Here is an 11,674-nt window from a genome sequence, read left to right as displayed (position 1 = left end):
ATCAAAATGTGGGAGGGGGCAAGCCCCCGATGGCGGAGTGTCAGTCACTGCATCTGGTGACTGACCCACTGCTATCGGGAGCAAGCCCCCTCCCACATTCGGTCTCCGGTTTATCCGGCGGGAACCACTTCCAGCACACAAATCATCCCGGGTTCCGGGTAGTGCCAGCGCACATCCACATCCCAGAATTGCGCACCGTATTCCCGTTCCGACGTAGGAACCTGATACGCCGGCCGCGGATCCTGCGCCAAACACTGCTCAATCAGTTCCACCAACGGCTCGCCGAGGCGTTGAGCGTGGCCTTGCGCCTGTTGCAGCGCCGTCTTCAGCCACTGCACCGCAATCAGTTGCGGCGCGCTGCTGGCAATGGTGTTGGTAGCGCTGTCGACAATGTCGGCATAGGGCACATATGGCTTGATATCCAGCACCGGCGTGCCATCGAGCAAGTCGATCCCGGAAATCCACAGTCGCCCCGGTTCCACCTTGTCCAGCTTGACCACCGATTGGCCAATGCCATTAGGTCGGTGGGTGGCACGGGTGGCAAACACGCCCATGGACGTATTGCCGCCCAGGCGTGGCGGGCGCACTTTCAGGCGTGGCTTGTCTTCAAGGGCCTGATGAAACAGGAACAGCAACCACACATGGCTGACCTGTTCCAGCCCCTGCACCGCCTCGCCCTGGTCGAACGGCGCCACCAACTCCAGCACGCCACGGGCAGCCGGTGCCAGTTGCGGTTGGCGCGGGATGGCGAACTTCTCCTTGAAGCAGGAGCGTACGAAACCGACGGGCGAGACCTGGTAACTCATGGCTTAGGCACGGACCCGCAAGGTCAGGCCCTTGAGGAAGTTACGCAGCAACTGATCACCACAGGTGCGGTAGTTGGTATGGCCGAACTTGCGGAACAGCGCGCTCAGCTCTGGCTTGGACACCGGGAACTCCGCTGCCTTGAGGATGGCATGCATGTCGTCTTCCTTCAGTTCGAAGGCCACGCGCAGCTTTTTCAGGATGATGTTGTTGGTCACCGGCGTTTCGATCGGCTGCGGTGGACGGCTTTCGTCCTTGCCGCGCTTGAAGATGACCAAGCCATCGAGGAAGTGAGCCATGACTTCATCCGGGCAGAACACGAAGCCTTCTTCCTCATCTTTCTTGAGGTAGGTCAGCAGGTCTTCCTTGGTCACGTCCATGCCGCCGAGCTTGATGATCTCGACCATCTTGTTGTCGCTGATGTCGAGCATGTAGCGCACGCTGCGCAGTACGTCGTTGTGAATCATGGTGAGCAATCCTGCTATTGAACTGATGACGCCGCCCAATCAGGCGGTGTCGGGAAAAGGGGAACGGCTTAGAACTTCTCTTTGCCGGACAGGTAGCGCCATTGGCCCACTGGCACCTTGCCAATGGACACGCCGCCGATGCGGATACGGCGGATGGCGATGACTTTCAGGCCAACAGCTTCGCAGAACAGCGCGATAACGCCGGGTTGCGGGTTTTTCATCGCAAAGCGCAGGCGGTTTTCGTTCTGCCAGCTGGCTTTCACGGCGGGCAGTTCCTTACCTTTGTAGGTCAGGCCGTGGTTCAGGCGGTTGAGGCCGTGGGCAACCATGTCGCCTTCGACTTCTACTACGTACTCCTGCTCGATCTTGGCGGCATCGGCGGTCAACTTGCGCAGAATCTTCCAGTCCTGGGTGAACACCAGCAAGCCGCTGGCCTTGGCTTGCAAGTCGGCGCTGGCGGTCAGGCGCAGGAAATGTCCCTTGAGCGGGCGCTTGCTGAAGCGGTGTTCTTCAGACAAGGTCTCGGCGCTGATCGTGGCCATGGCGGTTTCAGCGTCCATGCCTGCCGGCGCGTGCAACAGAATGGTCACCGGCTCTGGTGGGGTGGCTTTGGCCTCTGGGTCCAGCTCGACTTTTTCGGTTGTGACCTTGAACTGCGGCTCGTCGATCACTTCGCCGTCCACCGAGACCCAGCCGCCTTCGATAAACAGCTCAGCCTCCCGACGGGAGCAACCGACCAGTTCGATAAGGCGTTTGGAGAGGCGTATGGGGTCAGTCATGACAAGGGCCGTAACAAAAGGGGGCGGCTATTGTACCTGCCTGGCGCCGGTTAATCCCGAGCCCATTTCATTTAGCCCTGGCGCGCCTGTTGTTGCAGCTGGCGCAAACGCATATGCAGCAACGGGTAAGGCTGCCCAAGGCCATCATGCTCCGTGCGTCCGATCACCTCGAAGCCCTGCTTGAGGTAAAAGCCCAGCGCCTGGGGGTTCTGCTCGTTGACGTCCAGTTCCTCGGCGTTCAGGTGTTCGATGGCATAGCCCAGCAATTGCCGGCCCAGGCCCTGGCCACGGTGTTGCGGGTCGATAAACAGCATTTCCACCTTGCCGGCCACCACCCCGGCGAACCCGGTGATGCGCTGGCGCGAGTCCTTGGTGCAGATCAGCATCACCGCATCCAGGTAGCGGGTCAGCACCAGGTTTTTCAACCGGTCGATATAGCTGTCCGGCAGGAAGTTGTGGGTGGCGCGTACTGAGGCTTCCCAGATCTGCGCCAGGCGCGGGTAGTCGCTGGATTTAGGCGTATAGATGACCGAATGCTGTCGCATGACCGCTGCCTCTTGGCGTTATTTGCGCTGATGAGCAAAACGATAGACCTAAAAAAGCCCCGCATCTTGTCAGAGGCGGGGCTTTTTCAAAATATTACGCAAACACGCTTCAGTCGCGCTTTTCAGCCCACAAGTCGTACTCGTCGGCGTCGGTCACGGTGCACCAGACCTTGTCGCCCGGCTTCAAGCCGCTGGCATCGTCAATAAACACGTTGCCGTCGATTTCCGGCGCATCGAAGAAGCAGCGGCCAACGGCGCCTTGCTCGTCGACTTCGTCGATCAGCACTTCGATTTCCTTGCCGATGCGCAGTTGCAGACGCGCCGAGCTGATCGCCTGCTGGTGCGCCATGAAGCGCTCCCAACGATCTTGCTTGACGTCGTCCGGCACCACGGCCAGGTCCAGCAGGTTGGCCGGAGCGCCTTCCACCGGCGAGTACTGGAAGCAGCCGACGCGGTCCAGCTGCGCTTCGGTCAGCCAGTCGAGCAGGTACTGGAAGTCTTCTTCGGTCTCGCCGGGGAAACCGACGATGAAGGTGGAGCGGATGATCAGCTCCGGGCAGATCTCGCGCCAGTTCTTGATACGCGCCAGGGTCTTGTCTTCGAACGCCGGGCGTTTCATTGCCTTGAGCACTTTGGGGCTGGCGTGTTGGAACGGGATGTCCAGGTACGGCAGGATCTTGCCGGCGGCCATCAACGGGATCAGCTCGTCCACGTGCGGGTACGGGTAAACGTAGTGCAGGCGCACCCATACGCCCAGGCTGCTGAGGGCTTCGCAGAGTTCGGTCATGCGGGTTTTCACCGGCGCGCCGTTCCAGAAGCCAGTGCGGTATTTCACGTCGACGCCGTAGGCGCTGGTGTCCTGGGAGATCACCAGCAGCTCCTTGACGCCGGATTTGACCAGGCGCTGGGCCTCGTCAAGCACATCACCCACCGGGCGGCTCACCAGTTTGCCGCGCATCGACGGGATGATGCAGAAGCTGCAGCTGTGGTTGCAGCCCTCGGATATCTTCAGGTACGCGTAGTGGCGTGGGGTCAGTTTGATACCTTGAGGCGGCACCAGGTCGATCAGCGGGTTGTGGTCCTGGCGTGGCGGCACCACTTCGTGCACGGCGTTGACCACCTGCTCGTACTGCTGCGGGCCGGTCACCGCCAGCACACTCGGGTGCACGTTACGGATATTGCCTTCTTCCACGCCCATGCAGCCGGTGACGATGACCTTGCCGTTTTCCTTGATGGCTTCGCCGATCACTTCCAAAGACTCGGCCTTGGCCGAATCAATGAAGCCGCAGGTGTTGACCACCACCACATCGGCGTCCTGGTAAGTGGACACGACGTCATAGCCTTCCATACGCAGTTGCGTGAGGATGCGCTCGGAGTCGACCAGAGCCTTCGGGCAACCCAGGGAAACAAAGCCAACCTTGGGGTTGGCTTTTGCGATGGTGGTGGACATGTCTAACCTCGGTATTGAATGACGCTGCCGGTCGTGCACGACAAGGCAACGGATGGGCGCTTGGTGCGCCTCTGATCAAAAAGTGCGCAATTCTATCGGCGGGCAGCGCACTTGACCAGCTTTATGCAGGGAAATGCGACGAGTGCTGCGCTGGATAATTCGCAGAGTGCTTACAACGCTTTCAAGCGCGTACGTCTTGTTCTGTACGGTGCGAGACGACTTTAGACATGCCCACACCTAATGCCTGAAGTACTTTCAGGAGGGTGGAGAGCTTTGGATCGCCGCCCACAGCGATGGACCTGTAGAGATTAGCCCTATTGAGCCCTGTGTTTTGCGACAAGCTAAGCATTCCGCCACGGGCTTCCGCGACTCGGCGGACAGCAACAAGGAAGGCGTCCTCACCACCCGCTTCATCGATTTCCTCAAGAGCTACAGAGAGATACTCGAGAGCAAACGCCTCGTCGTCTTGGAGCATTTCAAGAACGCTATCTTCATGAGAGCGAGTCCGACTGGTCATTTTTGCTGCCCCTTATAAGACGTCCAGAGAGCCTTGGCCTGATTGATGTCGTTTTGCTGTCTGGCCTTTGAGCCTCCGCCTAGCAGAAACACAATTTTTCGATCCTGGATTGCGTAATAGACGCGAAATCCAGGCCCGAAGTCGAGCTTCATCTCAAAGACTCCATCACCTACTGGCTCGGTAACGCCAAAGTGACCCAACGAAGCGCGGTCCACTCTGGCAGTGATTCTTGCTTTTGAACGTGTGTCTTGCACGGTGTCTAGCCAAGCTTGGTAGATATCCACGCCATTGACTGACAGCACATGTTTCACTTCGTACATGAGCAATGTACCTTAAAAGAGACAGGGCGATGATTGAGTTTTTATATGGACTGAAGGTGACATGCCGGATCGTAATTTATTGATCGGCCAAGCTGATCAAGTAGTTTCTGAGGCAACCCTGCTGAGCCGGGCCAACATATACGGTTGGCCGCGATGTCATCAATGCAGGCAAAAAGGCGCCAAAATGCCGCCTCAGTCATTGCTGACTACATAAAGCGACGTCTCAGCTACTGGAACAGCGAAATGCGACGAGTGCTGCGCTATGCTTCGCGCCGTTGCGCACGGGTAATGCCCTTGGGTCAATAAAACGTCTGTTTCGAGAAGTAAAACAGCGCATGCTAGGGTCAGCTTAGTCGTGCTGTTTATAAAAGACCTTGGGTCAAAGGGCAGGAGTGGTTGATGGGTCAGGCAAGTAGTCAGGCAGCAGGTGCCGAGCATTCAAACGCCAAGCCGATTGGCATGCTGGTGGCGGCAGTCGGGGTGGTTTATGGCGATATCGGGACCAGCCCGCTCTACACCCTTAAAGAGGTGTTCAACGGCGGTTACGGAGTACAGGTCAACCATGACGGCGTCTTGGGGATACTGGCGCTGATCTTCTGGTCTCTGATCTGGGTGGTGTCGATCAAGTACATGTTGTTCGTGCTACGTGCCGACAACCAGGGCGAGGGCGGCATCATGGCGCTCACGGCGTTGGCGCGGCGGGCTGCTGGGGAGCGCGCTAAATTGCGCAGTTTCCTGGTGGTGTGCGGCCTGTGTGGCGCGGCACTCTTTTATGGCGACAGCATGATCACCCCGGCGATTTCGGTATTGTCGGCCATTGAAGGCCTGGAGCTGGCGTTCGACGGCCTGGAAAAATGGGTGGTGCCCATTGCGTTGATCGTGCTGGTGGCGCTGTTTCTGATCCAGAAACACGGCACCGATCGTATCGGCAAGCTGTTCGGTCCGGTGATGGTCACCTGGTTCCTGGTGCTGGGCGGTCTCGGGGTGTACGGCATTCTGCAGCAGCCTGAAGTATTGAATGCGCTGAACCCTGCATGGGGCGTGCGCTTCTTTATGGTTCACCCCGGCATCGGCGTGGCGATTCTTGGCGCGGTGGTGCTGGCCTTGACCGGCGCCGAAGCGTTGTACGCCGACATGGGCCACTTCGGGCGCAAGCCCATCGCCCGTGCCTGGTTCATCCTGGTGCTGCCGGCGCTGGTGCTCAACTATTTCGGCCAGGGCGCGATGCTGCTGGGCGATCCGGAGGCCGCGCGCAACCCGTTTTACCTGCTGGCACCGAGCTGGGCGCTGATCCCGCTGGTGGGCTTGTCCACCCTGGCGACCGTGATCGCGTCCCAGGCAGTCATTTCCGGTGCGTTCTCGTTGACCCGCCAGGCGATCCAGTTGGGTTACATCCCGCGTATGCACATCCAGCACACTTCGAGTGCCGAGCAAGGCCAGATCTACATCGGCGCTGTGAACTGGTCGTTGATGGTGGGCGTGATCCTGCTGGTGCTGGGCTTCGAATCTTCCGGTGCCCTGGCGTCGGCCTACGGCGTAGCGGTGACCGGCACCATGCTGATGACCACCATCCTGGTGTCGGCGGTCATGCTGTTGCTGTGGAAGTGGCCGCCGGTGCTGGCGGTGCCGGTGTTGCTCTGCTGCTTGCTGGTGGACGGTCTGTTTTTCGCCGCCAACGTGCCCAAGGTGATCCAGGGCGGCGCGTTCCCGGTACTGGCGGGGATCGTGTTGTTCGTGTTGATGACCACCTGGAAGCGCGGCAAGCAATTGCTGGTCGAGCGCCTCGACGAGGGTGGGCTGCCATTGCCGATTTTTATCAGCAGCATCCGCGTGCAGCCGCCTCATCGCGTGCAGGGCACGGCGGTGTTCCTGACCGCGCGCCCGGATGCGGTGCCCCACGCGCTGTTGCATAACCTGTTGCACAACCAGGTGCTGCATGAGCAGGTGGTGTTGCTGACGGTGGTCTACGAAGACATTCCACGGGTGCCTGCCGCACGGCGTTTCGAGGTGGACTCCTACGGCGAAGGCTTCTTTCGCGTGATCCTGCATTTCGGGTTCACCGATGAACCGGACGTGCCCGAAGCGCTGAAGCTGTGCCATCTGGATGATCTGGATTTCAGCCCGATGCGCACCACCTATTTCCTCAGCCGCGAGACCGTGATCGCCTCGCGCATCAAGGGCATGGCGCGCTGGCGCGAAACCTTGTTCGCCTTCATGTTGAAGAACGCCAACGGTAACCTGCGCTTCTTCAAGCTGCCGGTAAACCGTGTGATCGAGCTGGGCACCCAGGTCGAAATGTAAGGCGCTGCATAACGGGAGCCGGCAATCGGCTCCCGCTTTCCTTTCTGAACCCTGTGCAATCGGTGGTTGTCGACTAGGCTCTAAACACTGTTGAACAGTGCCCATAGAACCCAGAAGAGGTGCGCCATGAGTCAGCTGCTCGAACCCTATACCCTGCGCCAATTGACCCTGCTCAACCGCATCGCGGTCTCGCCGATGTGCCAATACTCCAGCGACGACGGCCTGGCCAATGACTGGCACCTGGTGCATCTCGGCAGCCGAGCCGTGGGGGGCGCGGGGCTGATTTTCACCGAAGCCACCGCCGTGACGGCCGACGGGCGCATCACCGCCCAGGACCTGGGCCTGTGGAACGACGCCCAGATCGAGCCGCTGCGGCGTATCACGCGCTTTATCGCGGCCCAGGGCGCGGTGGCGGGTATTCAACTGGCCCATGCCGGGCGCAAGGCCAGCACCCATCGGCCCTGGATCGGCAAGCATGGCAGCGTCAAGCCGGAGGAGGGCGGGTGGGTGCCGGTGGGCCCTTCGCCGATTGCCTTCGACCCCAATCACACCCAGCCCAAGCAATTGGACGAAGGGCAGATCCAGCAAGTAATCGCCGACTTTGTCGCTGCCGCCAAACGCGCCTTGACCGCAGGTTTTGAAGTGGTGGAAATCCATGCTGCCCATGGCTACCTGCTGCACCAGTTTCTCTCGCCCATCAGCAACCAGCGTCAGGACCACTACGGCGGCTCGTTCGAAAACCGCATTCGCCTGGTACTGGAGGTGACCAAGGCCGTACGTGCGGCCTGGCCTCAGGAGTTGCCACTGTTTGTGCGGGTATCGGCCACCGATTGGGTGGAGGACGGCTGGAACCCGGATGAAACCGTGGAATTGGCGCGCCGCCTGAAAGACTTGGGTGTTGACCTGATCGATGTGTCCTCCGGCGGCACCGCCGCCAATGCCGAGATCCCCACCGGCCCTGGCTACCAGACGCGCTTCGCCGAGCGCGTGCGCAAGGAGTCGGGCATCGCCACCGGCACGGTTGGCATGATTACCGAACCGGCCCAGGCCGAGCACATCCTGCGCACCTGCCAGGCCGACATCATCTTCCTGGCCCGTGAACTGCTGCGCGACCCGTACTGGCCGCTGCATGCCGACGATGACTTGGGCGGGCGCAAGGCTATCTGGCCGGCGCAGTACCAGCGGGCAACCCATCGGGACCAGCCGATTCATGAGTCGGATCTGCGGGATTGATCCCGCGCACAGTTAGGTCGAACCCACCCTGATACGGTGGGTTTTTTCTTGCGGTTGCCAGAACTCGCGTCCTGTATCGACCACGGCGTAAGCAAGCGCTGTAGGGTTTTATTACCGAGGCCATTTTTTTAAGTGAATACTCTAAAAAAATCCCACGTGCCACGAGATAGTTTCTAAGCTTAGGGTTAGCCTGGTTCCTAGCCCAGGGAGGTAGGCTGCTTGACCACGAAAGCGTTGTGCTTCGGGGGAGTTTGGAAATGGGCACCAGGAGTATTTGACTGATATCAGGAGTAGTGGTCCATGGCCAAATCCTATGGCGTAGCGGGTGCGATGGCGTCTTTTCTGAGCCGCCGTATGTCATTGCGGGGTCGAAGGTTGAGTTCGGATGAAATGGAGTTGCTGGCCCAGTACCGGGCGCTGACTGAGAGTGATCAGATGGCGATGCGGTATCTGATTGGCGCAATGAAAAGCGTATCGCGGTTCTAAGCCACCTGCGATCATTCCCACGCTGCGACGTGGGAATGATCAGGCGGTTAATTTCAGGTGTACTTGCGCTGCTCCGGTGCGGGCGGGAAGTACTGATACAGCCAGGTTTCGCTCAGGGTGCGGTCCTGGGTGCGAATAAACAGGCGCAGCTCCACCGGCTCCACACTGTCGCTGGTGGGGTACCAGTCGAACAGGATGCGATAGCCCTTGATGTTATCCAGCACCAGCACGCTGAAATCCTTCACCTCACCATGGGAGCAGGTCACCACCGGCTCGATGCCGGTGCCCGCTGGCAGGCGATCCAGCCCGCCGCCTTTGAAGTCTACGGCGAAACGCCGCGCCCACACCTTCGGGTAATGCTCGCCGGGCGCCCAGCCTTCGGTGAAACCACCCATGCCTGACCGGGTTGCGTCGACCTGCGCCAGCGGCGTGCTCACCGGTGGCAGTGCGCTCCAGTACAACTTGTAGCCATAGTTGAGCGAATCACCCGCGGCTACGGGCTTTTTCGGGGTCCAGAAGGCGACGATATTGTCCAGGGTTTCGCCGGTGGTGGGGATCTCCAGCAGGTCGATCGAGCCTTCGCCCCACGCGGTGGTAGGTTCAACCCACAGGCTTGGGCGCTTGCTGTACCAGTCGACGGTGTCCTGGTAGCTGGCGAACTCATGGTCGGTCTGCACAAGGCCGAAGCCTTTGGGGTCGGTGTCGGCGAACGCGTTGAATTGCAGCTTGGCCGGGTTGTTCAGCGGGCGGCAGATCCACTCGCCATTGCCGCGCCACATGGCCAAGCGGTCCGAATCGTGGATTTGCGGGTGGATGGTGTCGCACATGCGCCGCTCATGGGTGCCGCAGCTGAACATGCTGGTCATGGGGGCGATGCCCAATTGTTCGATGGCAGTGCGTGCATTGATGTGCGCGTCGATTGCCATCACCACCTGGTTGGCCTGGCAGTCGATATCGAAGCGGTAGGCGCCGGTGGCGCTTGGCGAGTCAAGCAGGGCGTAGACCACAAAGCGGGTGGCATTCTTGTCCGGAGTTTCGAACCAGAACTGCGTGAAGTCGGGGAATTCCTCGCGTTTTTTCGCGTAGGTATCAATCGCCAGGCCGCGGGCCGACAGGCCATATTGGCCGGTGGAGTCCACCGCGCGAAAGTAGCTGGCGCCGAGAAACGACAGCACGTCATGGCGGTCCAGCTCCGGCGCCTTGAACAGCTTGAAGCCGGAAAAACCCAGGTCGCCGGTCAGTTGCTGGGTGTCCACCGTGGTTTTTTCATAGTTGAACAGTGAAGGGCGGAAATGCACTTCGCGGGCTTCACGGGTCTTGGGGTCGACACTGTGCATGCGCACCGGCGTCTTGAAGCCCATGCCGACATGGAAGAATTGCACGTCCAGTTGGCCGTTCAACTCTTTCCACAACGAATGGTTACCGTCGTAGCCAATGGCGTTGAAATTCTGCGGGGTCATGGTGGCCAGGGTTGGCGGCAGCACCTGCTTAGTGTCTTGATAGCCACGGGTGGCCAGTTGCTTGGCTTGCGCCTTGAGCGCTTCGAAATCGAACGCCACGGCTTTGCCGTCGGCGGCACGGTTCCCGGCCCAAGCCTGCGCGGCCAGCAGGCCGCTGGCCGACAAACCGGTGTAAGCCGCAATGGCCATGGATGCTTTGAGCAAATTCCTGCGGTGCATAGAGACAACCTGTCGTGAGCAAATCCCGCGCCGTTCCTGGCACGTAGCGGATCAGAAATAACGGTTCGGACATGCCTTCGGCCAAACGCAACGGACAATAAACAGACGCCGGATAGCTTAAGCGGTTCGATGAACAAGGCAAATTGATTGATGGCGGGATGATGGCGCTGCATATGCAACAAGACATTTCCTGGTCGAATACCCGCGTTACATCTGGAAGCACTCTAGATCGCGGCTTTTTGGCACTTCGTCTTACGCTGGGGGCCTATTGGTCCTATGAACCCAAGTGTCTGGAGGCTACGAATGAATACCCGCGGATTGCTCGATCAGTTGCTCAAGTCTGGCCAGGATATGTTGCAAAACAAGGCTGGCGGCCAACGCAAATCCAGCGACAAAAGCGCCCTTGGCGGTTTACTCGGCGGTAGCGGGCTGGGCAGCATGCTCGGCGGTGCCGGTGGCGGCGCCCTGGCGGCCGGAGCCATGGGCTTGCTGCTGGGCAACAAAAAAGCGCGCAAATTCGGCGGCAAGGCCCTGACCTACGGCGGCCTGGCCGCATTGGGTGTGATTGCCTATAAAGCCTACGGCAACTGGCAAGCCCAGCAAGCCAGCGCCCCCCAAGGCGAACCACAAACCATCGACCGCCTGCCTCCGGCCCAGGTTGAACAACACAGCCAGGGCATTCTCAAGGCACTGGTGGCCGCCGCAAAGGCAGACGGCCATGTGGATGAGCGCGAGCGCGCGTTGATCGAAGGCGAATTCACCAAGCTGGACAACGACCAGGAACTGCAACACTGGCTGCACGCCGAACTCAACAAGCCCCTGGACCCCACCGACGTCGCCCGCGCCGCCAGCACCCCGGAAATGGCCGCCGAAATGTACATCGCCAGCGTAATGCTGGTGGATGAGGAAAATTTCATGGAAAAAGCCTACCTGGATGAACTGGCCCGCCAACTGAAACTTGAACCCGGCTTAAAGCTGGAGTTGGAAAAGCAAGTGCGGCTCAACGCAGCTCTGCCCCGCTAACCACGATGCGAAGCGAGCCGCTCTTGATCTGCTTTTGATCTTGATCTTAGGCGCCCCGTCAAACCACGCC

12 protein-coding genes are annotated in these 11,674 nt (G+C 59.8%); 4 read left to right on the top strand and 8 right to left on the bottom strand.

The genetic code is table 11. The features are described from left to right. Positions 1-110: 110 nt before the first annotated feature. The 7 genes from tsaA to E4P00_RS09895 all read right to left on the bottom strand — a co-directional run bounded on the left by tsaA (position 111) and on the right by E4P00_RS09895 (position 4,882). On the bottom strand, positions 111-806 hold the full coding sequence (gene tsaA, locus E4P00_RS09925) for a tRNA (N6-threonylcarbamoyladenosine(37)-N6)-methyltransferase TrmO (protein WP_103733430.1): 696 nt from the start codon (positions 804-806) through the stop codon (positions 111-113). 3 nt (positions 807-809) lie between these two features. Beyond that, a complete protein-coding gene (locus E4P00_RS09920) occupies positions 810-1,271 on the bottom strand; it encodes a DUF1456 family protein (RefSeq protein WP_005785469.1) in 462 nt (153 codons plus the stop codon). A 68-nt stretch (positions 1,272-1,339) separates the two neighbouring features. Then, a complete protein-coding gene (locus tag E4P00_RS09915; protein ID WP_005785471.1) occupies positions 1,340-2,050 on the bottom strand; it encodes an rRNA pseudouridine synthase in 711 nt (236 codons plus the stop codon). A 71-nt stretch (positions 2,051-2,121) separates the two neighbouring features. Beyond that, positions 2,122-2,595: a GNAT family N-acetyltransferase gene (locus E4P00_RS09910; protein WP_248131313.1), complete on the bottom strand. Its 474-nt coding sequence runs from the start codon at positions 2,593-2,595 to the stop codon at positions 2,122-2,124. 109 nt (positions 2,596-2,704) lie between these two features. Beyond that, complete coding sequence (gene rimO, locus E4P00_RS09905; RefSeq protein ID WP_169855583.1) at positions 2,705-4,033, bottom strand: 30S ribosomal protein S12 methylthiotransferase RimO; 1,329 nt, start codon at positions 4,031-4,033, stop codon at positions 2,705-2,707. A 193-nt stretch (positions 4,034-4,226) separates the two neighbouring features. Then, positions 4,227-4,562, bottom strand: coding sequence for an addiction module antidote protein (locus E4P00_RS09900; RefSeq protein ID WP_032877495.1), 336 nt, complete (start codon positions 4,560-4,562; stop codon positions 4,227-4,229). Then, positions 4,559-4,882 carry a type II toxin-antitoxin system RelE/ParE family toxin gene (locus E4P00_RS09895; protein ID WP_032877494.1) on the bottom strand — a complete coding sequence of 108 codons (324 nt, stop codon included), beginning with the start codon at positions 4,880-4,882 and terminating at the stop codon, positions 4,559-4,561. Before E4P00_RS09895 ends, E4P00_RS09900 begins: the two co-directional genes overlap by 4 nt. Before the next feature lie 399 nt (positions 4,883-5,281). Between E4P00_RS09895 and E4P00_RS09890 the strand changes: the two genes are divergently transcribed. The 3 genes from E4P00_RS09890 to E4P00_RS09880 all read left to right on the top strand — a co-directional run bounded on the left by E4P00_RS09890 (position 5,282) and on the right by E4P00_RS09880 (position 8,902). Further along, positions 5,282-7,183 (top strand): potassium transporter Kup, encoded by a 1,902-nt coding sequence (locus E4P00_RS09890; protein WP_005785476.1) that lies wholly within the window; start codon positions 5,282-5,284, stop codon positions 7,181-7,183. A 126-nt stretch (positions 7,184-7,309) separates the two neighbouring features. Continuing rightward, positions 7,310-8,416: an NADH:flavin oxidoreductase/NADH oxidase gene (locus E4P00_RS09885; RefSeq protein WP_005785478.1), complete on the top strand. Its 1,107-nt coding sequence runs from the start codon at positions 7,310-7,312 to the stop codon at positions 8,414-8,416. 300 nt (positions 8,417-8,716) lie between these two features. Then, positions 8,717-8,902 carry a hypothetical protein gene (locus E4P00_RS09880; RefSeq protein ID WP_078820443.1) on the top strand — a complete coding sequence of 62 codons (186 nt, stop codon included), beginning with the start codon at positions 8,717-8,719 and terminating at the stop codon, positions 8,900-8,902. A 53-nt stretch (positions 8,903-8,955) separates the two neighbouring features. Here E4P00_RS09880 and E4P00_RS09875 read toward each other — a convergent pair whose 3' ends face one another. Beyond that, positions 8,956-10,581 (bottom strand): glucan biosynthesis protein D, encoded by a 1,626-nt coding sequence (locus E4P00_RS09875; protein ID WP_078820444.1) that lies wholly within the window; start codon positions 10,579-10,581, stop codon positions 8,956-8,958. 303 nt (positions 10,582-10,884) lie between these two features. Between E4P00_RS09875 and E4P00_RS09870 the strand changes: the two genes are divergently transcribed. Then, positions 10,885-11,604 carry a tellurite resistance TerB family protein gene (locus E4P00_RS09870; RefSeq protein WP_078820445.1) on the top strand — a complete coding sequence of 240 codons (720 nt, stop codon included), beginning with the start codon at positions 10,885-10,887 and terminating at the stop codon, positions 11,602-11,604. Positions 11,605-11,674: the final 70 nt, after the last annotated feature.

The sequence above is a fragment of the Pseudomonas sp. B329 genome (assembly GCF_023127835.1).
Classification (GTDB): domain Bacteria; phylum Pseudomonadota; class Gammaproteobacteria; order Pseudomonadales; family Pseudomonadaceae; genus Aquipseudomonas; species Aquipseudomonas synxantha_A.
This window is presented reverse-complemented; position numbering and strand designations above follow the sequence as displayed.

Coding starts and splice junctions, on each gene's coding strand:
- E4P00_RS09870 (WP_078820445.1), top strand. CDS start 10,885: ATGAATACCCGCGGATTGCTCGATCAGTTGCTCAAGTCTGGCCAGGAT.
- E4P00_RS09875 (WP_078820444.1), bottom strand. CDS start 10,581: ATGCACCGCAGGAATTTGCTCAAAGCATCCATGGCCATTGCGGCTTAC.
- E4P00_RS09895 (WP_032877494.1), bottom strand. CDS start 4,882: ATGTACGAAGTGAAACATGTGCTGTCAGTCAATGGCGTGGATATCTAC.
- tsaA (WP_103733430.1), bottom strand. CDS start 806: ATGAGTTACCAGGTCTCGCCCGTCGGTTTCGTACGCTCCTGCTTCAAG.
- E4P00_RS09915 (WP_005785471.1), bottom strand. CDS start 2,050: ATGACTGACCCCATACGCCTCTCCAAACGCCTTATCGAACTGGTCGGT.
- E4P00_RS09880 (WP_078820443.1), top strand. CDS start 8,717: ATGGCCAAATCCTATGGCGTAGCGGGTGCGATGGCGTCTTTTCTGAGC.
- E4P00_RS09910 (WP_248131313.1), bottom strand. CDS start 2,595: ATGCGACAGCATTCGGTCATCTATACGCCTAAATCCAGCGACTACCCG.
- E4P00_RS09885 (WP_005785478.1), top strand. CDS start 7,310: ATGAGTCAGCTGCTCGAACCCTATACCCTGCGCCAATTGACCCTGCTC.
- E4P00_RS09890 (WP_005785476.1), top strand. CDS start 5,282: ATGGGTCAGGCAAGTAGTCAGGCAGCAGGTGCCGAGCATTCAAACGCC.
- E4P00_RS09920 (WP_005785469.1), bottom strand. CDS start 1,271: ATGATTCACAACGACGTACTGCGCAGCGTGCGCTACATGCTCGACATC.
- E4P00_RS09900 (WP_032877495.1), bottom strand. CDS start 4,562: ATGACCAGTCGGACTCGCTCTCATGAAGATAGCGTTCTTGAAATGCTC.